This is a genomic window from Paracoccus nototheniae, assembly GCF_004335005.1.
Lineage (GTDB): Bacteria > Pseudomonadota > Alphaproteobacteria > Rhodobacterales > Rhodobacteraceae > Paracoccus > Paracoccus nototheniae.
In genome coordinates, this window is the sequence record NZ_RQRT01000012.1 from 39,542 (window position 1) to 63,613 (window position 24,072).

Annotated in this window: 26 protein-coding genes; 4 read left to right on the top strand and 22 right to left on the bottom strand. The window is 58.3% G+C overall.

What is annotated here, in order from left to right:
* Positions 1–35 precede the first annotated feature (35 nt).
* From EG885_RS07135 to EG885_RS07180, 10 genes are all read right to left on the bottom strand, one after another.
* Positions 36–923, bottom strand: coding sequence for an ArdC family protein (locus tag EG885_RS07135; protein WP_131573791.1), 888 nt, complete (start codon positions 921–923; stop codon positions 36–38).
* Between the two features lie 1,137 nt (positions 924–2,060).
* A complete protein-coding gene (locus tag EG885_RS07140) occupies positions 2,061–2,297 on the bottom strand; it encodes a hypothetical protein (protein WP_131573792.1) in 237 nt (78 codons plus the stop codon).
* Positions 2,298–2,384: 87 nt separating this feature from the next.
* Positions 2,385–2,801 carry a type II toxin-antitoxin system VapC family toxin gene (locus tag EG885_RS07145; RefSeq protein WP_131573793.1) on the bottom strand — a complete coding sequence of 139 codons (417 nt, stop codon included), beginning with the start codon at positions 2,799–2,801 and terminating at the stop codon, positions 2,385–2,387.
* Positions 2,801–3,046 carry a type II toxin-antitoxin system VapB family antitoxin gene (locus EG885_RS07150; protein WP_131573794.1) on the bottom strand — a complete coding sequence of 82 codons (246 nt, stop codon included), beginning with the start codon at positions 3,044–3,046 and terminating at the stop codon, positions 2,801–2,803. Before EG885_RS07150 ends, EG885_RS07145 begins: the two co-directional genes overlap by 1 nt.
* 202 nt (positions 3,047–3,248) lie before the next feature.
* Positions 3,249–3,494, bottom strand: coding sequence for a hypothetical protein (locus tag EG885_RS07155; protein ID WP_131573795.1), 246 nt, complete (start codon positions 3,492–3,494; stop codon positions 3,249–3,251).
* A gap of 123 nt (positions 3,495–3,617) precedes the next feature.
* Complete coding sequence (locus tag EG885_RS07160; protein ID WP_131573796.1) at positions 3,618–3,833, bottom strand: hypothetical protein; 216 nt, start codon at positions 3,831–3,833, stop codon at positions 3,618–3,620.
* 176 nt (positions 3,834–4,009) lie between these two features.
* On the bottom strand, positions 4,010–5,449 hold the full coding sequence (locus EG885_RS07165) for a DUF4942 domain-containing protein (RefSeq protein ID WP_131573797.1): 1,440 nt from the start codon (positions 5,447–5,449) through the stop codon (positions 4,010–4,012).
* Positions 5,446–5,898 (bottom strand): hypothetical protein, encoded by a 453-nt coding sequence (locus tag EG885_RS07170; protein WP_131573798.1) that lies wholly within the window; start codon positions 5,896–5,898, stop codon positions 5,446–5,448. The genes EG885_RS07165 and EG885_RS07170 overlap by 4 nt, the downstream gene beginning before the upstream one ends.
* Entirely contained in the window at positions 5,895–6,368 is a 474-nt protein-coding gene (locus EG885_RS07175; RefSeq protein WP_131573799.1) for a hypothetical protein, read from the bottom strand. The genes EG885_RS07170 and EG885_RS07175 overlap by 4 nt, the downstream gene beginning before the upstream one ends.
* A gap of 11 nt (positions 6,369–6,379) precedes the next feature.
* Positions 6,380–6,637, bottom strand: a complete 258-nt coding sequence (locus tag EG885_RS07180; protein ID WP_131573800.1) for a hypothetical protein — start codon at positions 6,635–6,637, stop codon at positions 6,380–6,382.
* A gap of 621 nt (positions 6,638–7,258) precedes the next feature.
* Here EG885_RS07180 and EG885_RS07185 point away from each other — a divergent pair.
* Both EG885_RS07185 and EG885_RS23555 read left to right on the top strand, forming a co-directional pair.
* Complete coding sequence (locus EG885_RS07185; RefSeq protein WP_131573801.1) at positions 7,259–7,750, top strand: hypothetical protein; 492 nt, start codon at positions 7,259–7,261, stop codon at positions 7,748–7,750.
* Between the two features lie 483 nt (positions 7,751–8,233).
* Positions 8,234–8,452 carry a helix-turn-helix domain-containing protein gene (locus EG885_RS23555; protein ID WP_379107699.1) on the top strand — a complete coding sequence of 73 codons (219 nt, stop codon included), beginning with the start codon at positions 8,234–8,236 and terminating at the stop codon, positions 8,450–8,452.
* A 145-nt stretch (positions 8,453–8,597) separates the two neighbouring features.
* Here the strand turns inward: EG885_RS23555 and EG885_RS07195 are convergent, their stop codons facing one another.
* The 4 genes from EG885_RS07195 to EG885_RS07215 form a co-directional block, all read right to left on the bottom strand.
* Complete coding sequence (locus EG885_RS07195) at positions 8,598–8,912, bottom strand: H-NS histone family protein (RefSeq protein WP_131573803.1); 315 nt, start codon at positions 8,910–8,912, stop codon at positions 8,598–8,600.
* A 121-nt stretch (positions 8,913–9,033) separates the two neighbouring features.
* The gene (locus tag EG885_RS07200) at positions 9,034–9,366 is read right to left on the bottom strand and encodes a hypothetical protein (RefSeq protein WP_131573804.1); all 333 of its coding nucleotides are present in this window, start codon (positions 9,364–9,366) and stop codon (positions 9,034–9,036) included.
* Positions 9,367–9,667: 301 nt separating this feature from the next.
* Positions 9,668–11,542: a ParB/RepB/Spo0J family partition protein gene (locus EG885_RS07210; RefSeq protein ID WP_131573806.1), complete on the bottom strand. Its 1,875-nt coding sequence runs from the start codon at positions 11,540–11,542 to the stop codon at positions 9,668–9,670.
* 265 nt (positions 11,543–11,807) lie between these two features.
* Positions 11,808–12,221: a DUF3768 domain-containing protein gene (locus tag EG885_RS07215; protein WP_131573807.1), complete on the bottom strand. Its 414-nt coding sequence runs from the start codon at positions 12,219–12,221 to the stop codon at positions 11,808–11,810.
* 1,118 nt (positions 12,222–13,339) lie between these two features.
* Between EG885_RS07215 and EG885_RS07220 the strand changes: the two genes are divergently transcribed.
* A complete protein-coding gene (locus tag EG885_RS07220; protein WP_131573808.1) occupies positions 13,340–16,222 on the top strand; it encodes a class I SAM-dependent DNA methyltransferase in 2,883 nt (960 codons plus the stop codon).
* Positions 16,223–16,267: 45 nt separating this feature from the next.
* On the top strand, positions 16,268–17,482 hold the full coding sequence (locus EG885_RS07225) for a DUF3644 domain-containing protein (RefSeq protein ID WP_242679543.1): 1,215 nt from the start codon (positions 16,268–16,270) through the stop codon (positions 17,480–17,482).
* Positions 17,483–17,531: 49 nt separating this feature from the next.
* Here the strand turns inward: EG885_RS07225 and EG885_RS23510 are convergent, their stop codons facing one another.
* From EG885_RS23510 to EG885_RS07265, 8 genes are all read right to left on the bottom strand, one after another.
* On the bottom strand, positions 17,532–17,840 hold the full coding sequence (locus EG885_RS23510; protein ID WP_341352753.1) for a hypothetical protein: 309 nt from the start codon (positions 17,838–17,840) through the stop codon (positions 17,532–17,534).
* A 253-nt stretch (positions 17,841–18,093) separates the two neighbouring features.
* On the bottom strand, positions 18,094–18,774 hold the full coding sequence (locus EG885_RS07235) for a haloacid dehalogenase type II (RefSeq protein ID WP_108130852.1): 681 nt from the start codon (positions 18,772–18,774) through the stop codon (positions 18,094–18,096).
* Between the two features lie 342 nt (positions 18,775–19,116).
* The gene (locus EG885_RS07240; protein ID WP_012112698.1) at positions 19,117–20,472 is read right to left on the bottom strand and encodes an IS1380-like element ISPme1 family transposase; all 1,356 of its coding nucleotides are present in this window, start codon (positions 20,470–20,472) and stop codon (positions 19,117–19,119) included.
* A 68-nt stretch (positions 20,473–20,540) separates the two neighbouring features.
* On the bottom strand, positions 20,541–21,149 hold the full coding sequence (locus tag EG885_RS07245) for an SOS response-associated peptidase (protein WP_131573809.1): 609 nt from the start codon (positions 21,147–21,149) through the stop codon (positions 20,541–20,543).
* A 104-nt stretch (positions 21,150–21,253) separates the two neighbouring features.
* Positions 21,254–22,540 (bottom strand): Y-family DNA polymerase, encoded by a 1,287-nt coding sequence (locus EG885_RS07250; RefSeq protein WP_242679544.1) that lies wholly within the window; start codon positions 22,538–22,540, stop codon positions 21,254–21,256.
* An 11-nt stretch (positions 22,541–22,551) separates the two neighbouring features.
* Positions 22,552–22,986: a LexA family protein gene (locus EG885_RS07255; RefSeq protein ID WP_127899893.1), complete on the bottom strand. Its 435-nt coding sequence runs from the start codon at positions 22,984–22,986 to the stop codon at positions 22,552–22,554.
* Between the two features lie 112 nt (positions 22,987–23,098).
* The gene (locus EG885_RS07260; RefSeq protein WP_131573811.1) at positions 23,099–23,428 is read right to left on the bottom strand and encodes a hypothetical protein; all 330 of its coding nucleotides are present in this window, start codon (positions 23,426–23,428) and stop codon (positions 23,099–23,101) included.
* 58 nt (positions 23,429–23,486) lie between these two features.
* A complete protein-coding gene (locus EG885_RS07265; protein WP_131573812.1) occupies positions 23,487–24,026 on the bottom strand; it encodes a thermonuclease family protein in 540 nt (179 codons plus the stop codon).
* Positions 24,027–24,072 lie beyond the last annotated feature (46 nt).

The window sequence follows — 24,072 nt, forward strand, 5'->3', positions numbered from 1 at the left end:
GCATTTGCGGCACGACAGGTCGGGCAGGGGGCCGCTCACGCGGCCGCCCTTTCTTCTTCGACGTGCTGGCGCTTGGTCAGCAGGTCGGCGGCTTTCTGTGCCTCGCTGGCGGCTTTGAAGATCATCCGTTTGTCGTCGTTCAAGGCGCGAAGCCAGCTCTTGATATATGCGCCAGACTGTCCAAAATCAGGCGTCAGGCCAAGCTTGGCGCAAAGCATGGCATTTCCCAATTCCGCCACAAGTTCTTCAAAAGCGTAACTTTTTTTGTCTGAAAAGCGCGAAAAGCGATCAAGGCGGGTGCTATGACCAGTGGAATGCACTGCCTCATGTGCCAACGTCCCATAATAGCCTCCCGCGTTGTGGAACGTGGCAATCGGCGGCATGTGGATATAGTCGTCGGCGAGGCTGTAGTAGGCTTGCGGGTCGTCGGTGGTGCGGATTTCCACCCCGATCCCTGCAAAGAAAGCATCAAGCGCCGGGTCGGCCTCGGTCCCAAGGTCACGCGCGGCCTCGGCGGGGCTGCCATAGTATTCCGGGGCTAGGCCCTCGATCTGCTCGGCGTTGAACACGCTGTAGGATTTTAGGTAGGGCAGGCGGCGTTCTTCGCCGGTCTCTTTGTCCTCGCGGTCAAACGTCCCGTATTTGACAACCGTGGCACAACGCTCTCCTTTACGCACGTTTCCGCCTGCCTCCTGAGCTTGGCGATAAGTAAACCAGAACGGGGCACGATAGCCTTTGGCGTCTGCGGCAAGCCACAGCATCAGGACATTGATGCCGGAATAGGGTTCGCCGTTGCTGCGCAGCGGGAACGGTGCGCCACCCTTTTCGCCGGTCCAAGGCTTGCGCCATGCGGGGGTGCCGGACTCGATGCTGGCAATGATGCTGTCGGTGACGTGCTGGTAGAGGTCAAAAGATTTAGCCATGTCTGGCCTCCTTGTGGTGGTTGACGTGGTTCGCTTGCTGCGCCCCTTCCGCACCTCCTTTTTACTATGTATAACAACGCTTTCCTACTTATTTATTGCCGTTTTCGGCAACTAAATAGCTTGACCGAGGCACCCCCTTCGGGCTTCTTTTGATGCCTGAGGGGAGGGAGCGCACAGCCCCGCAAGGGGCCAAAAAAGAAACTGTCACCGCAACGCGGTGTCCGTATTGGTGACGGTCGCGGATCGGCGCCTGGCCTGACTTCTTCGTCAGCCTTCGGGTCGGTCGCGCAAGGACCAGCAGGACGGATCGGTCGCAGACGCACAAGGGGACCGTGGAATACCGTAGGCCCGCAGGGGCAAGGATATGCCGCGAAAGCCCCTTGGGTGGATGGGGACGATCTGTCAGGCGCAGGACGCGACCAGGCCGAAGGGTGACAGTCAGGCCCGTCCCGTCGCGATAAGGAACGCCACGCAGGGGGCGTTTGGCTTGTCCAAATCCCCCCGGAGGGGCGATCACCGCGCTTGCGCGGGGATCTTGGTATTCTGGAAAGGGAAGGGGGGTAGCTCTGCTGCATCGGCTGTCACAGGGCACCCGGTTGCCCACAGGCTGACGCTCGATCCCTGTGGTCTCGCTTACAGCCTGCTCCGGTCCCGCGCCTTCACTCCCAAGGTCGTTCCCGGCGCGCGACTGGACAACCGGGTGCCCTATGCCAGCCCTGTCCAGCCCTGACTGACGAACGGAAGGGCAGGGCCTTGCAGGCGTCGAGCTGGACGCGCCTTCATAGAGCGAAGGAAGGCGAGACGTCCTGTGGGCAGGCTGGCCCTTGCGCGAGCGATCGTGACCCGAAGGGCCGAGACTATCGCCCTGGGCCGACTATTGCGCCACCGCGCGGACTGGTTCGGAGAGACAGACCGCGCGGGATCAGGCGCAAAGGAGGGGCAGGGGGATAGGCTCGGGGCGCAGGCCGGTGCAGCCGGCCAAGCCTAGAGCGCGGTCCCTCGGGGCGGGCGGTCCAGGGCGATCAGCCCTAGACCGAACGAACCGAGGGACGCCGCCATGATAGAGGCGCTACCGCCCCCGGCTTTAAGCCCCCGCGTGGATAATCAAAGAAGGATGAATTACCGGTCCGAAACTTTTCACATGAAGGGTATTAGCGACAAAGCTGCATCGAAAAGTTTGGCAGCATGGAACATTGCATAGTTGAAAGCGTGAACCGCAGCGCCAACCAAACCGCATAATACGATGAATAGGAAAACCACCATGCCGTCTGAAAGTGAGCTGCCTTTGCCTGCAACGCGCCGTGCTTCGTCAGCCGTCTTGCGGCGCTTGTGCGCCCAGTAAAAGAACGCAGCGCCGTTCTGAGAATAACCCATCGTTCATCTCCTTTGCGGCAATCTTTTCAAAAATCAAAAGCTCCTGGCGCAATAGGATGAAGTGGTTATCACAAAATAAGAGATTTGTCACTTGAGATCCGTTTGCGAAAAATCGTTGCCCTTGTAGAGCAACTTGACATGATAGGCTTTAGCGCAAGCGTAGGCAAAGCAGTCGCCAAAGTTCAACTGAGCCGGATGGTTTACGGTCTTCCCGTAGGTTCGCGCGGCCTCTTGTGCCAAGCGTCCAATGCCTCCCGTTATGTGAATATCTCGCGCGCCTATAACGTCCAGGAAGTCGTTGACGATCCGCTCAGCACGTTCGTGCGTTTCAGCATTTCGGCCCGTGTCCCCTTCAAGGCGTCGAGCGATGGCAAGCGATGCTTCGAACCGCGCCAGCGGTGAGCAGTAAAGCTGCCCCTGCAAACCCTCGATGTGCTGAAGATGGGCCGTGGCATCTGGCTCGTCGCCCAGGATGGCAACGATCACGGACGCGTCCAAAAACATCAGGTGTCACCCCACATTTCATCACTAAATTTTTTCATGTCGAAGTCTGGATTCACTGCACCAAGGTCTGCGACACGAGATTGCAAAGGCTTGATTTTATCAAAGATCGAGGTTTGGTTCAGCTTCGCATCAAGCGCAGCCTGTAGCGCCTCTCGCACTGCGTCTGTTTTGGTCTTGGCACCTGTGATGCGCATGACCTGCTCAGCAAGAGCATCAACCTTGTCGTCACGAATGTAGAGCGGCATCGAATATCCCTCGTTGCATATCCCGGATATTAGCAAACGAATATCCTGCCGTCTAGGTGCGCGCGGCCGCAAGGCCGTGCTGCGGCGCGCAAGCGCCGGGCCGGTGCGGTAGGGTTCTTGGACCCTACCGCACCGGCCAATCAAAGCTCGATCCTGGGCGTGTCAGACGATGATCGCCATTGAGGCGGGCGCATGGATAAGGTCACTTTTCCATAAGGTAGGTCTGCTGCGCTGCCTGATCGGACGATGAGAAAGAAAGCTGGTGGTGGTCTGCAAAGTGCCGCAGATCACACAGCGCAAATTCCAGAAGGTCTCCGACATGCCCTTTTACCTCGGGATAGAGCGTTGTCAGCATTTCAAAAATAATCTTCGAATGAGTGGCTGGTGCGCTGCTAGGTTCCGCTTGGCCCTCATTCCCGGCCATCAGATTTGAATGATTTTGCGCCATTAGCGGACTCCTAAGTAACGAATTTCAATGGGTGATAGGTCACCCCATCCACCCTCATTGTTTATCTTATTAGGTAGAGAAATCCCATATACCAAATAATTAGTCAGACAATAAAGTCCTGATTCATAGATGCGACATTGACGGAGGCATTCGAGCCAACCCAATTAATTCATAGATGCCGCTTACAGGGTTCAGAACATACAGCGCATTCCCACGCAATTCGACTTTAAGAACATCAAGGCTATGCCCTGCTTTTTCAAAAACAGAAAGTATTTCCTCGGCCATGGCGCGGCTGATCTCTGCCTTGCACGACTGCTCTAGTCTCATTGATCCCAACATAAAATGTAGCCCTCTTGAACACTGGCGCAACTCTTAGAGGCGACAACGAACAAGGATAGTGACAAGACCAAAAGGACAGGCAAAAAGGTCTATTTAGCGTTTTTGGTTGACAAATCTTAATGGCCCCGCCGAAGCGGGGCCTAAGCTACTCTGACACTGAACGAAGTAGGGTTTGCCTAAAACTTCCGGAGGGTCAGCACCACGGTATTGATGCGGACGCCTACGCTGGCGAAGCTCTCAGGCGGCAGATCGCACCACTGGTGGCACCGATAGCCGCGCGGGGAATGCTGTGCTGCCCATGCCCGGAACCGCTCATGCTTAGCGGTCGATCCGACCTCGGCGGACGCGGGCAGGATCGCGCGCAGCTCGCCGCCCGGCGCAAGGAAGTCCCACGCATGTTTGACGTGATCCATGAAATGGGTGCCTGAAAACGGCGGGTTCATCAGGATCAGGTCATAGACCGGCGCAGGCGTGACCTTCAGGAAGTTTGCGCAATGAACCTTCAGCGCAGTGTGAGCCATGCCCCGCAATGCCGCTGCCCGGTCGGGGTGGATTTCGATAGCGTCCACGGTCGCGCCCATCTTCAAGACGGGCCGGACGATGGCGCCAATCCCGGCGCTCGGCTCCAGAACGCGCATGCCCGCCTTGATCGTCAGATCAGAAAGCAATTCTTCAACCGTCGCCGCAGGCGTCGGGTAGAAGGCAAGATCCTTGGCAACGGCAGTGCCAGTGCGGAAGTCGGCGGGTTGCTCGTCGGACCCGGCGGCATCGGCCAGCACTTCGCCGTAATAGCTTGCCAGGACCTGATTGACCTTCCGCAGCAGGTCCGCGTCCTTCACCCACAGGTGCAGGTTGCCGTTCTTGAAGCATCGGGCGGTGAAATACTCGGTCTCGATCTCGGTTTGCCGCGCGCCCCATCCGCCGCGCCGGGCGGCATTGATTGCGCTTTCCAGATCGCCGTAGCTGCGTTGATCGGACAATTGCGAGAACACCCGCTCCACATCCGCCAAGGTGCGCCGCATCTGTTCGCCCCTGCCGGAATAGGACCAATGGCCGCTATCATCGAAGACCCATGTGAAGATCATGCGTTTGCCGATCTTGAACGCGTCGTGGCTTTTGAAAGCCGGGTCCAGTTCGGAAAAGGCGCGGGCCACGCCCCGCATGAAAATCAGGTCGGCATCAAGGGTCAGGCGTTCCAAGGTGGCGCGGATATTCTCAAGCGTCGGCTCGGGCATGTCATCCGCGCCCATCTGCTTGTCCAGCTGGTCCCGTTCGGTGCGGTCCATGATTTCCTTGAGGCGGCTTTCCTCAACGATCCGCAGCCAGATTGCGGCATCGAGGGTGCGCTTGTACCGGGCCAAGGCGGCAACAGGATCGAAGGCGGAAAACAGGGCCGATTTCACGGCCTCGTTGTCGCTGTAGTGCAGATAGCAGGAATGCCCCGCGGTCGCGCCCTTGGCTGTCTCGGCCGCGTCCAGCGCGCGGCTGTAGCCGTCCGACAGGGTGCCGATGGCATCCTGCATCTGCGTCAGCGCGGCCTCACGGGCGGCACAAATGCTCATGATGTTCATCGGTGCGACCAGTGCGCCGGCGCTGAATGTGGTGCGGGTGTTCATGCTGCTGCCTCGCTCTCGATGGCTTCAAGGATTTGCTCGCGCAGCTCGGACAGGGGGTGCGCGTCGAAGTCGTCACCGCGAAAATCCTCCGGGTTGTCGTATCCGGGGATTTCGTCGTGGATGCGTTCGGCCAGACGGTCGGCAAGATCGGCCAGCGTCCCGGCGACAGTGACAGTCTCAAGGTCGGCATACTCGAACCGGGCTGCCGCGTTCCGGGACAGGGCGGCGAGGGCAAGGCCCGCGTCGTCAGCCTCGGCGTCATGGACAAGCCGCCAGCCTGCGCCGGTGTCGCCATAGATCGACCAGAAAGCCCGGCCTGCAGGGCTGCAAACCTCGATGGCTTCCGCATCCGTGCCCTCGCGGATCATCTTGACCGGCGACACGCGGTAGTCGGTGAAGGTGGCGGGGGTATCCCCCGCCACAAAACCGTTAAAGGAAAAACCGCTCATGCCGTTGCCTCCTGCTTTGCCGCAAAGGCATCGAGCATCAGGTAAAGCGTCTCCATCGTGGGCGGATCGCCATAGACGACCGTGCGCCCGACAAGTTCGGGGTCGGCTTCACACTTGGCCCGAACGGGCAAATCGTGATCCAGATAGGCGTTCACGGTGAAGCGGAATTTCCCAGTCCCGGCGTCGTAGAAATAGACGTGCCACTTCACGAGCTGGTCGGGGTTCTCGTCGGCTTCCGCAAACAATTCTTCCGCTGCAATCCGCTGAACCTCCAAGGATCGGGCGCAATCGCGAATGAAACCATTGCTTTTCGGCCCGCCAAAGGCCGCGCCTTCGCGGATGCCAAAGGCATTTCCGGGGCAACGCTCCCGCACAAGGCGGGCCAGGATTTGGGCACTCCGCGCGCTGCCCGTTGCTGCGACATAGGGGGCGGGGTGAATATCGGTCTGCACGACAGAAAAATGGGTCATCTGCGGCTCCCTCACTGGCTCAGTGCCGAATAGGTGCCTTCATCCTCATAGCGGATGATGGCATCGCCGGTCTGGGACAGGCCGCCCCAGAAGGGGCCAAGGAAACCGGCAATCTTGGGCTGGCCCTGCAATTCGGTCCGCAGGCTGGCGCGGGTCTCGATGCCGGTGATTTCGGTGCCCATGTCATCGACCCATGCGGCAAGGTCATCTGTCACAACGCGGCTCATGCCGCTGTCGTCGGTCATGGTGATGATTTCAAAAAGTGCCATCTGGCGTTCCTCGTGGTGGTTGGCGTGGTGCGCTTGCTGCGCCCCTTCCGCACCTCCTTTTTAATATGTATAACAACGCTTTCCTACTTATTTATTGCCGTTTTCGGCAACTAAATAGCTTGACCGAGGCACCCCCTTCGGGCTTCTTTTGATGCCTGAGGGGAGGGAGCGCACAGCCCCGTAAGGGGCCAAAAAGAAACTGTCACCGCAACGCGGTGTCTGCATTGGTGACGGTCGCGGATCGGCGCCTGGCCTGACTTCTTCGTCAGCCTTCGGGTCGGTCGCGCAAGGACCAGCAGGACGGATCGGTCACAGACGCACAAGGGGACCGTGGAATACCGTAGGCCCGCAGGGGCAAGGATATGCCGCGAAAGCCCCTTGGGTGGATGGGGACGATCTGTCAGGCGCAGGACGCGACCAGACCGAAGGGTTACAGTCAGGCCCGTCCCGTCGCGATAAGGAGCGCCACGCAGGGGGCGTTTGGCTTGTCCAAATCCCCCCGGAGGGGCGATCACCGCGTCTGTCAGAGGCATTGACCGCGCATCCATCCGGTGCTGCCTTTACTGCCGACCGCTGGTGAAGGAACATCACATGCGATGAGACAGCCCAAGGGGATAAGGAATGCAAAAGACACGGGTGATGGTGGCTGGTACTGCCATCCTATTAAGCTTCATTGCCACGACGCCGCAGGCTGCGGCTGGCTGGCAGGAGACGGAATGGGGCATGACACAGGATGAGGTCCAGAATGCCGTCCCGGATGTCACCCCCAACGATGATCGTGGGAAGGATGCGCTCGAACTCCGTGCCGAATTGAGATCCAACTATGAATCCTCGGGGATCAACTTCGAGGTTAGCTTCCTGTTTGCGTCCGACCAGAAGCTGATGCGCGTCGACCTGACACCCCTATCGGATGCCGATTGCCCAAAGCTGGAACGTTTAATCCATGCGGCTTACGGCACCCCAGAAGCGGAAGATAAAATGGAGCTGATTAGCAATACGAAATGGCGGGATGCGGCTAACAGTAACCTGCTGTCCTTGGTAAGACTCAACCAGGGCATATGCTCGCTAACGTATCAAGCCATGCCTACCGTCGGCGCGACGGGCGGTCTGTGAGTAACCTGCCACGGGCCTTCTGCCCGAAGGCGAGGCGTCCTGTGGGCAGGCTGGCCCTTGCGCGAGCGATCGTGACCCGAAGGGCCGAGACTATCGCCCTGAGCCGACTATTGCGCCCCCGCGCGGGCTGGCTCGGAGAGACAGGCCGCGCGGGATAAGGCGCAAAGGAGGGGCAGGGGGATAGGCTCGGGGCGCAGGCCGGTGCAGCCGGCCAAGCCTAGAGCGCGGTCCCTCGGGGCGGGCGGCCCAGGGCGATCAGCCCTAGACCGCCCGCCCCGAGGGACGCCGCCACGATAGACGCGCTACCGCCCCCGGCAAACAGCCCCACGCGTGGATTTTTACGGAAAGATAAATTGTTGCCGTTATCGGCAATCATCCCTACTAGATGATTCAACAACCGTCTTATGTGGGCTTCGACCAATGACAGAAGAAACACGCGGCAGGAAAGTTGAAGTCTTTTCGCTTGGGCATGAGCATAGTCTTATGGATCGGCTCAAGCATGTCAGGACAAGCGCGGATATGTCTCAACGGGACATGGCGGAAACAATTGGTACGCCGTTCCGAACCTATTGCAAGATCGAGTCTGGAGAGCGCGACCTTAAGGCAAGTGAGCTTGCGATTGTCCTCAAACGCTGTGGAATAGATGCCAACTGGTTTCTGTTCGGGACAGGTCACAAAGAAAAAACAGCGCACGGCGACTAAAGCGAACAACGAAAAAAGCGGCCCGCAGGGCCGCTACTTTCTGACGGGCTAGTGTCACATCCATTTATTGGCCGTGACGTGCGCAGTGGGCACAATGCCGCCCGTCGCGCGGGCCAGGGTGAAACCCTGACCCGCATGATCTGACCTAGATTTCAAACGACGAAAGATCAGCGCCGTTCTCAACGGCCTCTTTGATCCATTGCGGTTTGCGTCCTCGACCCGACCACGTTTCGTCTTGATTTTCGGGGTTCCGATACTTTGGCTTTGCTCCAGCACCGCTGCTTTTCGGGCTGACGGGCAAGTCAAACAGTTCCTCGATGGTAAAGCCGTATTCCTTCGCCGTTGCCCTGACAGCCTTCTTTGCGTCAGTCTTGCGTGTTTTATCAAGATTGCGCATCGCGTCTTCAATCTGCTTTCGCTGTTCTTCCAGTTGGGCATAGCTCATTTCAGTTACGTTCATCAGCTTCTCCGGTTCGGTCGCTAAGGTTGTTCAGTCAATAAGTGGTAGCTCCAATCTAAAAGAAAAAAAAGACCCCGCCGAAGCGGGGTCAGTATTCCTCACCACAAGGAATGGGGGGTGTTCAGTCGAACGACGATTGCCGTTCTGGGAATGGAATGCCTTTGCCGTGTCCGGTTGGCGCGACAATCAGCAGATCATGTACAAGGCGATACCTGGCTCTATCTATCTCGTTGTGCAGCTCGACTACTCTAAGGAGGCAGACAAGAAGAAAGCCAAATAGGATCAATACTGCGGCCATCGGCACTGTGGGATTCTGAATGGATAAACCCACGTATCCAATGCTGCCGACTACAGATGCTGCAAAACCCGACGCCCATTTGTAAAGAGTGTTTTGCGTCTCCGCCATACGGTCGCGTTCGCACTCATGGGAAAAAAGTCTTTCTTCAAATGTCATGGCAAGTCCGCTCCTGTGTCCGGGGATTTGCTAACCCGTATCGTATGCCATTTTCTGCAAAATGGCCGGTTGAACCTAAAAACCAAGCTCGGTGAATTTGCGATCTTGGGATGATCCTACGCAACCGGCGCGGCATCATCCATCCACTATACCCGGCAAGATAGATGCGATGATAGAGGAAATTCATGACTGATATCGCCTTGGTTGAAGTCGGGTTTAGAACGGACAAGCGTTTCGCTAATTTACGTATTTTCTCATTTCCTGTCTGAAATTAGGGCGGCGCTTGCCGCCCTAATTTGTATCAGAAGCAGTCCGGGGTCCAAGCCTCGATGCGGGCCTTCTTGTCCGCGTCGATCCGCCATGCCTTCTGATACTCGGCATCGCTGAACAGACGCTCCATGCACTGCGCTTTCTCGGCCTTCTTCTGCGCCTTGTGCGCCTTGAAGCCGTTCCCCTGCGGGTCACAGCCGGTCAGGTCCAGATGCAGCGCGTCCAGATAATCGGCGCTGACGCGGCTGAAAAAGTTCTCGGCGGTGGGCGTCCAGACCTTGCGGATACCGGCCCCGGCATCGGCCTCGATCAGTCCGAAGAACTCCGCGCTACCTGCGCCATAGGGCAGGGTCCGCACCACGCTCTCGACCAGCACCGCGTTGCGGGCTTTCTTGCCAGCGGCGATGAACGTGCGGAAGGCGGTCGCCAGATCGTCCACCCGCAATTCCCGGCGGCTCCATGCCTCATGTCCCGCAGGGGCATGGGTCAGACGTTCGGAAAACTCCAACCCCTCGGGCTTGCTCGGGCAGTTGTTGGGACGTCCGGGCGACAGGTCGAAAACATGGGTGCTGACGCCAGATGCCAGCGACATGCCGAAGGCCAGTAGGTCAAAGATCATTTCCGGCTTGTCCAGAAGCGCGGTCTGGATCGCGGCCAGCCGCACGGCCTTCATGTCCTCGACCAGCGCGCCGGAATAGGGCGATTTGGGGGCATCCTCGACGCTGGCCGCGCCGTGGCGCGTTGCGGCGTGGCCGGTCAGAACCTGCGTCTCGATTGCTTCCTCCCGGTCATAGGGGCTGACAAGGGGGTTGGTTACACCAAGCCGTCCATCGCTCCCCACATAGACGAACACCCCCGCCACGGCGCGCTGTGCATCGGTGTAATCTCCGTCAAGGATTGCGATCAGTTCGGCCAGTTCTGCTTGGCCTGCCTCGTCCAGAACGTCGCCGTTCGCCAGTTCGGCCAACTCGTCATAACGCTCGGTCTGTTCCTCGGTCAGTTCGCCCTCGACGCGGTAAACCCGGTCCATCTTCTCGGTGGTGCCGTAGGGGATATAGCTGTCGGTCGAAACATCGGCCCATTTCCAGACCTCCCCGACCTTCGCCGCTTCCTCTTTCAGTTTTTCGATGAACAGGCGGTCCAGCAGGTCGGCATCGTGCAGCGCGGTCGTTTCGCTGAACAGATCGCGGATCAACCGCCCGCCTGCGGCCTCGTAGGCGTCCAGCCCGACAAACACGGCGCGGCGGTCGGTGCCGCTGATCGCGTCGGGCTGCAAGGCGCGCTTAATCTGGTGTTCCGACAGGTCGCGGCCCTTCACCTCGGCCAGAACCTGCAAGGTCAGGGCCTCGTCCTGGGACACGGTAAAGGCTTTTGCCATCCCGTAGCTGATCTGTCCCGCCTTCAAGGCGTCCAGAACGGGGGCGGGCAGTGCGGCCAGCGCAAGGCGGCGATAAACATGCGCTTCAGTCTTGCCGAAGCTGCGGGCGATGTTGGACACGTCTGCGCCCGCCTCCTTCATCCGGCCATAGGCACGGATTTCATCGGCGGGGGCCAAGTCCTCGCGGGCGGCGTTCTCGGCGCTGGCCCATGCCCGCGCGGTGGCCTCGTCGGGGGCGATGCGGACGGGAACGGATGCCAGTTCAGGGTGGCGCTTGGTGACGGTAGGGTCACGCTCGACTGCGCGGGCGATGGCGCGCAGCCTGCGGCCCCCGGCGACGATGCCGACGCGGCCATCCGCATCGACGGTGCCGGACAGGTTCTGGATCAGACCGATCATGGCAAGGCTGTCGGCCAGCAGGTCGATCCCTTCCGGGTCCGCATCCTGACGCGGGTTCAGGCCGGAGACATAGAGTTGGGCCAGCGGGAAATACTGGATCGGGGCGGCGGCGATGATTTCGGTTTTCATGGCTGGTATTCCTATGTGGTGCGATTATTGTTGTTTTGTGCCTTGTCCGGCTGTGAGGGCAGGACAAGGCGAGGGGGGCTTAGTTGACCCCGTGCTGGCTCAGGAAGCGGCGTCCAATTCCAAAGGTGTCGCCCTTCCTGACAAGCGCCCATGCTTCCGCGAGGCGCTGTTCCAAGATTGCATTGCTCATGTGTTCACCCCCTTTCCGGTTGAAGCTGCGGGAAGCATCGGCCTGCTAACGGAGCGAAAGCAGGCCGATCTCTGGTCAGTGTTCGGACGGCAGGTAGAGCGTCAGGACACGGCGCGTCTGGTCGGGGTCACAGGCACAATCGGGCATCGTCGCGCCGAAGGTGTAGGCGGTGTCAAAAAGGTCAATCTTCCAGAAGATCGCCGAGCCATCGGCCTCCACGCGCCCAAAGGAATGATCCTCCCAAGGGTCGTTTTCTTCGGTGAAGTCGGTGAAGTTGATAACCTTCTCCATCAGCGCGGATTTAGTCGCCACGGGCAGCGCCTCGAAGCCCGGCGTGACGACAGCGCGGCCTTTCAGATGATGGTCCCGCCACAGGGCTGCGAAGCCCAGGCAGCGCCGAAAGGCATCATTTTGCTCTGCGATCAGCAGGCGCAGCATGTGGTCGCGGGCCTGTTCGGCGGCGGTGTCGGTCTGGATTGCTTGAGCCATGTCTGGCCTCCTTGTGGTGGTTAGCGTGGTTCGCTTGCTGCGCCCCTTCCGCACCTCCTTTTTACTATGTATAACAACGCTTTCCTACTTATTTATTGCCGTTTTCGGCAACTAAATAGCTTGACCGAGGCACCCCCTTCGGGCTTCTTTTGATGCCTGAGGGGAGGGAGCGCACAGCCCCGCAAGGGGCCAAAAAAGAAACTGTCACCGCAACGCGGTGTCCGTATTGGTGACGGTCGCGGATCGGCGCCTGGCCTGACTTCTTCGTCAGCCTTCGGGTCGGTCGCGCAAGGACCAGCAGGACGGATCGGTCACAGACGCACAAGGGGACCGTGGAATACCGTAGGCCCGCAGGGGCAAGGATATGCCGCGAAAGCCCCTTGGGTGGATGGGGACGATCTGTCAGGCGCAGGACGCGACCAGGCCGAAGGGTGACAGTCAGGCCCGTCCCGTCGCGATAAGGAACGCCACGCAGGGGGCGTTTGGCTTGTCCAAATCCCCCCGGAGGGGCGATCACCGCGCTTGCGCGGGGATCTTGGTATTCTGGAAAGGGAAGGGGGGTAGCTCTGCTGCATCGGCTGTCACAGGGCACCCGGTTGCCCACAGGCTGACGCTCGATCCCTGTGGTCTCGCTTACAGCCTGCTCCGGTCCCGCGCCTTCACTCCCAAGGTCGTTCCCGGCGCGCGACTGGACAACCGGGTGCCCTATGCCAGCCCTGTCCAGCCCTGACTGACGAACGGAAGGGCAGGGCCTTGCAGGCGTCGAGCTGGACGCGCCTTCATAGAGCGAAGGAAGGCGAGACGTCCTGTGGGCAGGCTGGCCCTTGCGCGAGCGATCGTGACCCGAAGGGCCGAGACTATCGCCCTGGGCCGACTATTGCGCCACCGCGCGGACTGGCTCGGAGAGACAGGCCGCGCGGGATCAGGCGCAAAGGAGGGGCAGGGGGATAGGCTCGGGGCGCAGGCCGGTGCAGCCGGCCAAGCCTAGAGCGCGGTCCCTCGTGTTGGTCGGTCCAGGGCGATCAGCCCTAGACCGACCAACACGAGGGACGCCGCTAAAGGTTTCCCGGCTTGCCGCCGCCCCTCTTGCACATTCATATGTCTCAACCGGAGGGACCATGACACCGCACAGCTTCATTGCAAAATGGCAGAACGTCGAACTCAAAGAACGCAGCGCATCGCAGGCGCATTTTCTGGACCTGTGCCGCCTGCTGGACGTCGAAGATCCGGTAACGGCAGACCCCAAAGGCGATTGGTATATGTTCGAGCGGGGCGCGAGCAAGACCAGTGGGGGTGAGGGTTGGGCCGATGTGTGGCGCAAGGAATGTTTTGCCTGGGAATACAAGGGTAAGCGCAAGAATCTGAAAGAAGCCTTATCTCAGCTTCAACAATATACACTTGCACTGGATAATCCGCCCCTTCTGATCGTGTCAGATATGGACCGCATCGAAATCCACACGAACTGGACCAATACTGTCTACCGAGTGCATAAGATTGCGCTGGACGAACTTGCCGACGCGACAAAACGCGACCTTTTGAAAGCCGCCTTTACTGACCCTGAACGCCTGCGCCCGTCCAAAACCCGTCAGGCCCTGACCGAGGAAGCCGCTAGCCGCTTTGCGACCCTTGCGATGAACCTGCGGCAGCGCGGCCACGACGCCCAGTCCGTCGCCCATTTCGTGAACCGCCTGATTTTCTGCATGTTTGCAGAAGATGTGAACCTCCTGCCAAACCGCATGTTTCAGCGCATGATCGAAGGCGCGGAGCGCGATCCTGGCATGTTCGAAGTGGATGCGGGCACCCTGTTCAAGGCCATGCAATCGGGCGGGCGTGTTGGGTTCGAACAGGTGGAATGGTTCAACGGCGGACTGTTTGACCATGCGGACGCCCTGCCGCTTGAGGCCATCGACATCAAGGAATTGGTGGCCGCCGCCCGGCTGGATTGGTCAGAAATCGACCCATCCATCATGGGCACGCTGTTTGAACGCGGACTGGACCCAGATAAGCGCAGCCAGTTGGGCGCGCACTATACCGACCGCGACAAGATCATGCAGATTGTCGAACCCGTCATCATCCGCCCCTTGCTGGCGGAATGGGATGCGGTGCGCGCCAGCATCACCGATGCGCTGGACAAGGCACAGGCCGCGAAGTCCCCCGCCGCCCGCACCCGCGCGACAAAACAGGCCGAGGCGCTGAAGGATGCCTTTCTGGAACGGCTGGCGAATTTCCGGGTGCTGGACCCGGCCTGCGGATCGGGAAATTTCCTGTATCTATCCCTGTTGGCGCTGAAGGACACCGAACACCGCATCAATCTGGATGCCGAGGCGATGGGCCTGCCGCGCGGCTTTCCCCGTGTCGGGCCGGAATGCGTCTATGGGATTGAATTAAACCCCTATGCCGCCGAACTGGCCCGCGTGTCAGTCTGGATCGGCGAAATTCAATGGATGCGTCGCAACGGGTTCGAGGCTGCGCGTAACCCAATCCTTCGGCCGCTAGCGACAATCGACAATCGCGATGCTGTACTGGCCTCTGATGGTAGGCCAGCCGAGTGGCCAACCGTAGATGTTGTTGTAGGCAACCCCCCGTTCTTGGGTACAAGCAGAATGATTGGAGAATTGGGAGAGGATTACGCTACACGCTTGCGCGCTGCGTGGCCTGCCGTGCCGGGGGCGGCCGATCTGGTCTGCTATTGGTTCGCCAAGGCGTGGCAACAGATGCAAGCGGGCGCGCTAAGTCGTGCCGGGCTTGTGGCGACGAACTCGATCCGGGGTGGAGCTAACCGCGAGGTCTTAAAGCCTATCGTTGATAGTGGGCGCATTTTTGACGCTTGGAGCGATGAGCCATGGACGGTTGAGGGCGCTGCATTGCGCGTCTCTTTGGTTTGCTTTGTTAAAAAATCCAATTCATTAAGCATAAACTTAAACGGCAAAGCGGCTGAGAAAATACTTTCCGATCTAACTTCAAACAATCATGGCTTCGACCTAACGGCGGCTAAAAGGCTAAAAGAAAATTCCGGTATATGCTTTGAGGGAATGAAAAAATATGGTCCTTTCGACGTTCCTGGGGACACCGCAAGACTATGGCTGATTAGCCCAGTAAACCCAAATGGACGCTCTAACGCAGATGTTTTGAAGCGACTGGTGAACGCGATGGACATCGTAAGAAGGCCAGAGGATCGTTGGGTTATAGATTTGAGCGATCAAAACACAGAGGCCAACGCTTCGCTTTATGAGCTACCCTTCACTTGGGCAAAAAGCTTTGTCTATCCATATAGGCAGCAAATTAGGAACGAAAAGACTAAAGAAATATGGTGGAAATATGAGCGCCCGAGGAACAGGTTGAGAGAGCAGATATCGGCATTTGATCGATATATTATTACCCCGAGGGTTTCAAAATATCGAATATTCACTTGGCAACCTAAATCCACTGTTCCTGATACCGCAACAGACGCTATCGCACGCGACGATGATACCACCTTTGGCATCCTGCATTCCAGCTTTCATGAACTCTGGTCGCTGCGGATGGGCACCTTTCTTGGGGTGGGCAATGATCCCCGCTACACCCCTTCGACCACCTTTGAAACCTTCCCCTTTCCGCAGGGCCTGACGCCTAACATTCCCGCCGCTGACTATGCCGCCGACCCACGCGCGCAGGCCATCGCCAAGGCTGCCGCCCGCCTGAACGAACTGCGCGAAAACTGGCTGAACCCGTCCGATCTGGTGCGCCGCGTCCCCGAGGTTGTGCCGGGCTATCCTGATCGCATACTGCCCGTCGATGGCAATGCGGAAAAGGAATTAAAGAAACGCACCCTGACGAACCTATATAACCAACGCCCAGCCTGGCTGACCCATGCTCATGCCGATCTGGATGCCGCCGTTGCCGATGCCTATGGCTGGCGCAACGAATGGCGCGCGGGCCAGCTGACCGATGATGAAATTCTAGCCCGTCTCTTTAAGCTGAATCAGGAACGCTCAGAAGCGTATGTACGACAGGCAATATGACGACTTTCACTTTCATGGATTCAGTTGAGAGAAGGTATTGATGCCGTGGCGCAGGAACCGAGACGTAACGTTGTAAATAAGCTGGAACGGTGGGAGATCGCGATCATCAAAAAGATGATTTCGTCTGGTGGACTGAATGACCAAGACATCCTAGCGTTTTTTACTAGGCCCACACGAAGCATCAATCATGCCCGCATCTCAGAAATCCGCAATCAGACCAAACACAGAAACACACTCGCGGCGACCCAAGCAGAATTCGATGCTTTTCTCGCATCTTGGCCGCAGATCGACCCTGCTACCGGAGCCCATCTAAAGGGAGACGAGCTACTATTAAAGGCGCGGGAGGCGATGATCCAAGCGGTACAAGGTTTCAACAATCCTCGCGCCTACTTTAAGAGTGAGACGTTTATTGTCATTGCCGTGATTGCTTACACTTACCTTCTTCACTGGTACTATCGTCGGAACGGAATAGATATCCGATATAAGAGAATGGTAGATGGTGTTGAGACCGTTTTGCGAACGCGGCACGGCGCTGATAAACATTGGGAGCTTGAGGCTTGCATAGACCATGCTGACTGTCCTCTTGATGCGCCTTCCGTAGCAAACCTTCGATTCTTGATTGCTATTCGGCATGAGATCGAGCACCAATTAACGAACCGGATTGACGACGCTATATCAGCAAAGCTTCAAGCTTGCTGTCTTAATTTCAATAGGTCTATTAAAGAACTCTCTGGCGCGCAGAACGGACTTGATCGAGACCTTGCTCTTGCATTGCAGTTTAGCGGAATTTCTCGGGATCAACGAGACTTGCTGCTATCTGACACTGATATGCCAGCGCACATTCAGGCGGCACATACGGCCTTTGAAAACGGAATTTCTGACGAAATTGTTTCCGATCCTCGTTATTCTTATCGTGTCGCCTATATTGAGCAAGCAGTAAACTCTCGTGGCAAGGCAGATCAAGTTGTTGAGTTTCTGCGCCCAGGAACAGAAAAAGGTGACCATGTGCGGCTAGCTTTGAAAGAAGTCGAGAAGCCGAAATTAAAACCAGGTCAAATTGTCGCCCTGTTGCAACAGGAGGGCTACCCTCGCTTCAAGGCTCATCATCATACACAGTTGTGGAAAGCTTCAGATGCGAAAGCTGCAGGCAAGTCTTATGGCATCACCTTGGCAGACGGAGCTTGGTACTGGTACCCAAACTGGGTTGATTACGTTCGGACGCACGTTCAAGCAAACGCAGAACAATTTGGACCTGCTTAGTATGCTGGCACAAATTCGTTCGTAGAGGCGGCAGACTTACACCGGTTCTTCAATCAGCGCCAAAGCCCCATCTGGCCCAGTCTTCGCCAAGATAAAGGCGCCCGCGATCCGCAGCAAAGTCCTTATCCTGACTATAGCCAGCGGCTCCCAGAACGTGTCGCACTGTCTGGTCAAACAAGGTCCTGTCCGTCCATCTGCCGAGGCACCACATCAAACCCTGCTCGGACGTGGGCATTAGGGTGGGGGAAGGGTGGCGCCGTTCAAGTTCGCCGATAATACACTGGCTATCACAGTAAATGTCCGCACCAATTTGCATAACCGGTGTGCATCGATACCCACCGGTAAGGGCGGTCAGCATTGGTTTGGGTGGCAGGCGCGGAATTTCCACGCTGCGCCATTCAAGTCCTTTGATGCAAACACGACCCTAACTTTCTCCGCCACAGGGGATTGCGGGTAGGCGTGGAAGATCACTTCGGACGTTGGATCAGCAAATTTATATTCCTTTTCGAGCATTCAACTCATAGTCAGACAGAAATTTTGGAGGTCAGCGCCGAAATATCATCTATGGCACTGTCGGGAGTTGTGTCTGATTTGGAATTGGAATTGGAATGTCAGTTGTTCAATTCCATGGCATAGTCCGCAACATCTTTCAACGACGCCCCAATTTGGTGCGGCTTGACACCAAGGCGTTCCAATGGAAGCCCGTATCGATTGAGCCAGATGGTGCGGTAACCGAACCAAGTTGCCCCGCAAATGTCCCAGCAGTTCGAGGAAACGAATAGGATATCGGTCGCGTCACAGCCAAAGGTATCCGGTCCCATTTGGTAGGCTTCCGGCGCTGTCTTAAATCGTTTGACGGCGTCGACGCTCAGAACATGCTCGAAATATTCGTCAAGCCCGGAGGCTTTCAGCGCTTGATCGAGCATCCAGGGCGTTCCGTTTGACAAGATCGACAGGGCGATCCCAGCATCCTTGAGACGCTTTAATTGTCCGGCGTTCTCGGAAAAGGCCGAAAGCTCGGCGTATTGCCCCATCAGGCGGTTTCGTGAGCTAGGCGCCAGATCTAGGCCCAGTGCCGTAAAAGAATAATCCAGCGCGTCGCCTGTCACCTGCCAGAAGTCCGCGTATTGGTGGCAAAGGGTGCGCAAGCGGGTGTATTCGATTTGTTTGTCACGCCAGAGAGCAGCCAGTTGCGCGCCTTTTCCGGGAAACAGCTCCTCGGCCATGGAGCTAACCGAATAAACATCGAATAGGGTCCCATAGGCGTCAAAAGCGATTGCTTTGAGGGGCATTATTTGTAATCCATCGTGTTAAGTTTATTTTTTTGAGAACATGAGGCATGTGGCCCGGGAACTTAAAAGCCAGACCACACGATAATTGCCCAAGAATTATAGCACAAGCTCGCTGCATCATCCGACATTTCCCAAGTGGCCTGCCGCTTGACTTCAAGATCGCCTGATTTTGCTCGCTGGGCAAGCGTTTTTCGCCCCGAGCGGTGTCTGTCGTCGCGCAAACGGCCGAAGTCGGGTGGATCAAGCCTCGAACCCGCAGCATTCTGGCCCGGCAGAGCCGCTTTTCCGCGCGGCAGACGGACCTGTCCTGCCGCTTTCGTTCAGCTTGGGCATGGATCGTGGTCATGCGCATGACGGAGGCGTTCGAAGACGGCGGATGGCGGCAAGGACGGCCCGCACCATCGGGCCGGTGACGGCGACCTCGGCCAACTGGAAGGTAATGGCGCGGGCGTGGCGGACGACGCGGGCGCCGATCTTGATCAGCTTGAGTTGCAGGCTGGTCAACGACCAGTCCGCCATGGCCTCGGGCAGTTCGATGCAGCGCAGGAAGGTTGCCAGGTTGTAGGCCAGCGCGTGCAGTTGCAGCCGCACCTCGTTGTGCCGGAACTTCCGGCATGACAGCCGCGTCCAGCGAAAGGCATATTTGCCTTCCTTGATGTGCTGCTCTGCGGTGCCGCGCTGGTTGTAGAACCTCACCACCCAGTCTGGCTCCATCGGCAGGTTGGTGACGATGAAGCCGACTTTGGGGAACAGCTCGCCCGGATGCCATTCGATCTTGGCGATGACGCGGCGCGGCTTGTCCCAGGACGCCGCCTGATACTCGAAGTCCTCGAAGAACCGTTTGACCTTGGTCAGCGAAGGCCGTCCCACGGGCCGTGTCAGCCGATGCGCGATCTTCTCGCGCAAGACGGCGTTGGCGGGCAGACGGATGGCGTAGAAGAACCTGGCTTCTTCCAGCCGCATATAGATCGCGGGGATCGCGTAGGCAGCGTCGGCCCGGAAGAAGCGTCCACCAAGGTCGCGGCCAGCATATCGGGCAATGACGGGATCAAGGACATCCCGCCAGCCATCGGCGCTGTGGACATTGCCGTTACGCAGGGCGCAGCGCTCCAGCATGCCAAACTGGTTGAACAAGAAGATGGGGTGATAGCAGGTGCAGTCGAAATGCCCGTTCCAGGCAGCACCTTCCTGATCGCCGTGGGTGGGGCTGACCGAGCTGTCCATGTCCAGCACGATGTATTTCAACCCGTTGCGGTCATGAAACCGGTCGATCCATTGGCCGTTCAGATCGGCCAGCGCCGCCCGGTTCGCGGCCAGAGCCAGCGTCTCGGTCTCGAACCGTCCCATCTGCGATGCCGAAGCAGCTTGCGCCTCGACGGCCCTGCCGCCAACGACCTGACGCATCACGGGATCGAGGGCCAAGCGGTCGGCATCGTTCACATCCTCGTATCCGGCCAGTCGTCCGAACACCGATTGCCGGAACAATCCGTCAAGCCGATGGAGCGTGTTCTTCCCGGTGCGGCTGTCTCGCAGCGCCTCCGACGCCAGATTGGACAGGCCGAGCACGTCATCAAGCTCGCGCATCACCAGCAGGCCACCGTCTGAACTGATCTGCGCACCACGGAACTCCAGACGCACACGGCGGTCGAAATCAACCCGATCTCCCCGCGCCAAGCCCGCACCCTCCAGGTGATCCATGAAACGCGCCCCTCGCAGCCGTCAACGCCATGATTTATATGCGAAATATCACGATTACGACAGCGAAATCAGCGACTTACTTGGAGAATGTGGGCTGGCAGCGGTCGCTGCAGCTCGGGCGCTGCGATCCCACCAAGCCAGGCATCCCATTCCTCCGGCGTTGTCAGGATAACGGGCATGGCCTTAGGGTGGATTTCGCTAACCTCTGCATTGGGTGGGCTGGTGAGAAAGGCGAACAGATCATCTGTCGTCTCCCCGTCCTTTACCTTGCGGACTGATTTCCAGCCGCGCGTCTCGATCCCGGCAAAGAAGATCGGTCCCTCGTCCACGGGCGCAAACCACTGGAAGCCTTTGCCCTTGCCCCTTGGCTCTGAAAAGCTGGTCAATGGCACCAAGCAGCGATGTTCACGCCCGAGCCAACGCCGCCAGTGCGGGGATGACAGGTTGCGGATGTTGGTAACGCCCGGATCGCGCTCGGTCTTCAGGACACTCTTGGGCGAAGGCATGCCCCATCGGGCCTTGACCAGCTCGGGACCATCCGCGCCATTGCGAATGATCGGCGCAAACTGGTCGGGATAAACCCGGCTTGGCTCCAGATTTCCTGCGTTGTCCGTCAGATCCTTGAACAGCCGCCGCATCGCTTCCTGGGGCATGGTGGCGCTATACAGATTACACATCCACTCGCCTTTCGAGATAAGTGGCCTCATCTGAAGGTGGGGCCAGGTTTGCGTCAACTCAAACTGAAGGCTCTGGTTCGGGCCGGCTGATCCACAAACAGGGGCTACAGCTGAATGACCGGCAGCTCGCTGATCCGGGTTGTGTAGCGCGGTGATCGATGATCGGCCTTTGTCGCCCAAGTCCGGCTGACCCCCTCTCGCGCCAGTACCATCGTCTTCTTTCCGAACCGGTCATTGATCGCATCGAGCGCGTCCGTCAGGCGCGCGTCGCGCGGTCGATCGGGTGGAAAAAGCATGGCAGGCTGGTCGGCCTCGGCCAGCAGATCATCGAGGATGATCCCGGCCTTGGTATAGCCGTAACCATTGCCGGAAGGATCGCCCTTCCAGCCCCGCCGCGCAGCCGCCACGGCGGCATCCACCAGGTCGAACGTATGATTGGACATGGGCCGCAGACGGATGCTGCGCGAAAAGGAATGGCGCGGCCTGTCGGGCTTGTGCGGGTTGGTGTGATAGAAAACGGTCATCGTGCCAGCCACTAAGCCATGCTGACGCAGCTTCTCTGCCGCTCGTGTCGCATGGGCTGTGATAGCCTGCGCCAGCACATCAAATGTCGTCATGGGCGTGCCCGCGGAGCGGGTGACGGCCATGCCCTTACGCTGCGGGGGCACGTCCTCAAAATCTATGCAAGGTATCCCACGCAGCTCGGCCACCAAGCGTTCCAGGACAACCGTGCCAATCTTGCGGCCAAGAGCTAAAGGCAGGTCGCGCAGCTCGGCGGCAGAGTTGATCCCTTGGGCCTTCAGCTTGGCTTCGGTCGCGGACCCGACGCCCCAAATTTCTCCGATGGGAATGCGGCGCATCACATAGTCCCGCACGTCCTGGTCCATGAGATTGCAGACGCCGGAAAAGAGTGGGTTCTTCTTGGCTGCATAGTTCGCCAGCTTGGCAAGCGTCTTGGTAGGGGCGATGCCTACGCAGGTTGGAATGCCGGTCTCGGTTCTGACCGCATCCCGCATCCGTGCGGCATGGGCCTCCATGCGATCCCCGAAGCCGGATAAATCGACAAAGCTTTCGTCAATTGAGTATGTCTCAAGGCGCGGGGAATAGCTGTGCAGGACCTCGGTGACTCTACGACTTACGTCACCATACAACGTGTAATTGCTTGATAATGCTACAACTCCATGCCTCTTTATCAAATCTCTGATTTTGAAAACAGGGTCGCCCATTTTTATAAATTGCTTCGCTTCTTCGCTACGGGCGACTGCACAACCATCATTGTTCGATAGAACAATGATGGGGACGCCGCGCAACGACACATCAAACAGACGTTCACAGCTGACGTAGAAGTTGTTGCAGTCGATCAGTGCAATGGGTCGGTCGGATTGCTCCACCGTACATGCCCCTATTCGATGGGCAGGCGGCGGACGACGCCGGCGACAACCCCCCATATCTCGGTCGTCTCGGTGACCGGGATTGTGGCATAGCCATCCGCACGGGCGCGCGGATCGAGAAACCAGACGCCATCGCGCTTGGCGAGCTTCTTGACGGTAATGGCGCCATCGACCACCGCGACGACGATGCGGCCATGACGGCGCTTGCCCGCCCGATCCACGGCGATCAGGTCGCCGTCCAGAATGCCCTCGGCCTCCAGGCTGTCGCCCGACACCCGCCACCAGAAGGTCGCATGTTCATGCCGCACCACCCACTTGATGGGGTCAATCGTGTCCTCAAGATCATCCGCGGCGGGTGACGGAAAACCGGCCGGAACTGGCATGGATGCCAAAGGCACATGCCGGTCAATGAGGGTGATCTTGATAGGGCTGAGGTGCAGGGTCATGGTCACTAGAACAATACGGGAACACCAGCCATAACCCGAACCCCCCCTGCGGCGTCAAGGATGGATTGGGAAAGTCAGACCTCATGCCCGCTCCGCGGGCCTCGACTGCCCGTTAGGTTGCCTGCGTCTGCTTGATGGTAAGCCCGATGGTTTGACCAGAATATTTCGCGCCAAGCATGAAGCCAGCGGCCCAGGTCCTGATGCGATTATGGGCTTCGATGGGGTTGTGGGTTTCATCTTCGGACAGCAGAAGCTCATAGACCGCAATCGGGTTCTCCCCGTCCTTGGTGTCGCACAGGCTGAGCCGGATAACGCTATCAGATTCTGTTTCCTGTCCCCGCTCACGCAGCTCTGTTGCGGTCAGACTCTCCAGAACCAAAAAGCCTTTTGTACCTGGTGGGGGCAGAAGATCGAACAGCAGCTTGAGGTTCTCTTTCATCATGCCCTCCTGTTTTGCAGGCAGTGTAGGCATTAACGAAAATATCATCCTAGTTGAACCATCAATTTATTTTTCTCCAGTCACTCGGCGTCTCGAAAGCTCCAGACCAGATCCCCCGCCGTGCGGCCTTCGCCCGATCCGCACCGGCAGCGTGGCGGCGGTCGCGGTCGTAGTAGGGCACCGCCCAACCGTTCTCGATCATCCATGCCGACAGGCTGACATTGGCGACGGCACAGTCTCCAAGGATGCGACGGTAGCGGTCCTTGCCCTCTGACTGGCATGCCACGGGCCTGCGGGCGATGAAGTCTGACAAGGCTAGTGCTGCCTGCTGTCCGCAGCGCCAAGCGCGGCCTTGCTGGTCAAAGCAAGGTTGCCGGGATTCAGGGGCGTCTATGGATACTAGCCTGATCCGCTCGCCATGGATTTCAATGGTATCTCCGTCGATCACGCTAGCCTGCCCTGCAATACTGTTGGCTAAGCCTGGTCCTGCGATAGTGCAGCACAGTGCGGCGATTGCAAAAACCCTATTCATCCGGCGCTTCCTTCTTTGAAACGATCCCGTATTGCTCTCCGGCCGCAACAGGCTGTTATTCACAGCCATGCAACCGTGCCTTCAGTGCTGGCGGTGGCTCTTGATGTGCATCGGG

Excerpts from the sequence above, each read along its gene's own strand:
- EG885_RS07135 (WP_131573791.1), bottom strand. The coding sequence starts at position 923 with ATGGCTAAATCTTTTGACCTCTACCAGCACGTCACCGACAGCATCATT.
- EG885_RS07140 (WP_131573792.1), bottom strand. The coding sequence starts at position 2,297 with ATGGGTTATTCTCAGAACGGCGCTGCGTTCTTTTACTGGGCGCACAAG.
- EG885_RS07145 (WP_131573793.1), bottom strand. The coding sequence starts at position 2,801 with ATGTTTTTGGACGCGTCCGTGATCGTTGCCATCCTGGGCGACGAGCCA.
- EG885_RS07150 (WP_131573794.1), bottom strand. The coding sequence starts at position 3,046 with ATGCCGCTCTACATTCGTGACGACAAGGTTGATGCTCTTGCTGAGCAG.
- EG885_RS07155 (WP_131573795.1), bottom strand. The coding sequence starts at position 3,494 with ATGGCGCAAAATCATTCAAATCTGATGGCCGGGAATGAGGGCCAAGCG.
- EG885_RS07160 (WP_131573796.1), bottom strand. The coding sequence starts at position 3,833 with ATGTTGGGATCAATGAGACTAGAGCAGTCGTGCAAGGCAGAGATCAGC.
- EG885_RS07165 (WP_131573797.1), bottom strand. The coding sequence starts at position 5,449 with ATGAACACCCGCACCACATTCAGCGCCGGCGCACTGGTCGCACCGATG.
- EG885_RS07170 (WP_131573798.1), bottom strand. The coding sequence starts at position 5,898 with ATGAGCGGTTTTTCCTTTAACGGTTTTGTGGCGGGGGATACCCCCGCC.
- EG885_RS07175 (WP_131573799.1), bottom strand. The coding sequence starts at position 6,368 with ATGACCCATTTTTCTGTCGTGCAGACCGATATTCACCCCGCCCCCTAT.
- EG885_RS07180 (WP_131573800.1), bottom strand. The coding sequence starts at position 6,637 with ATGGCACTTTTTGAAATCATCACCATGACCGACGACAGCGGCATGAGC.
- EG885_RS07185 (WP_131573801.1), top strand. The coding sequence starts at position 7,259 with ATGCAAAAGACACGGGTGATGGTGGCTGGTACTGCCATCCTATTAAGC.
- EG885_RS23555 (WP_379107699.1), top strand. The coding sequence starts at position 8,234 with ATGGATCGGCTCAAGCATGTCAGGACAAGCGCGGATATGTCTCAACGG.
- EG885_RS07195 (WP_131573803.1), bottom strand. The coding sequence starts at position 8,912 with ATGAACGTAACTGAAATGAGCTATGCCCAACTGGAAGAACAGCGAAAG.
- EG885_RS07200 (WP_131573804.1), bottom strand. The coding sequence starts at position 9,366 with ATGACATTTGAAGAAAGACTTTTTTCCCATGAGTGCGAACGCGACCGT.
- EG885_RS07210 (WP_131573806.1), bottom strand. The coding sequence starts at position 11,542 with ATGAAAACCGAAATCATCGCCGCCGCCCCGATCCAGTATTTCCCGCTG.
- EG885_RS07215 (WP_131573807.1), bottom strand. The coding sequence starts at position 12,221 with ATGGCTCAAGCAATCCAGACCGACACCGCCGCCGAACAGGCCCGCGAC.
- EG885_RS07220 (WP_131573808.1), top strand. The coding sequence starts at position 13,340 with ATGACACCGCACAGCTTCATTGCAAAATGGCAGAACGTCGAACTCAAA.
- EG885_RS23510 (WP_341352753.1), bottom strand. The coding sequence starts at position 17,840 with ATGCTGACCGCCCTTACCGGTGGGTATCGATGCACACCGGTTATGCAA.
- EG885_RS07235 (WP_108130852.1), bottom strand. The coding sequence starts at position 18,774 with ATGCCCCTCAAAGCAATCGCTTTTGACGCCTATGGGACCCTATTCGAT.
- EG885_RS07240 (WP_012112698.1), bottom strand. The coding sequence starts at position 20,472 with ATGGATCACCTGGAGGGTGCGGGCTTGGCGCGGGGAGATCGGGTTGAT.
- EG885_RS07245 (WP_131573809.1), bottom strand. The coding sequence starts at position 21,149 with ATGTGTAATCTGTATAGCGCCACCATGCCCCAGGAAGCGATGCGGCGG.
- EG885_RS07255 (WP_127899893.1), bottom strand. The coding sequence starts at position 22,986 with ATGACCCTGCACCTCAGCCCTATCAAGATCACCCTCATTGACCGGCAT.
- EG885_RS07260 (WP_131573811.1), bottom strand. The coding sequence starts at position 23,428 with ATGATGAAAGAGAACCTCAAGCTGCTGTTCGATCTTCTGCCCCCACCA.
- EG885_RS07265 (WP_131573812.1), bottom strand. The coding sequence starts at position 24,026 with ATGGCTGTGAATAACAGCCTGTTGCGGCCGGAGAGCAATACGGGATCG.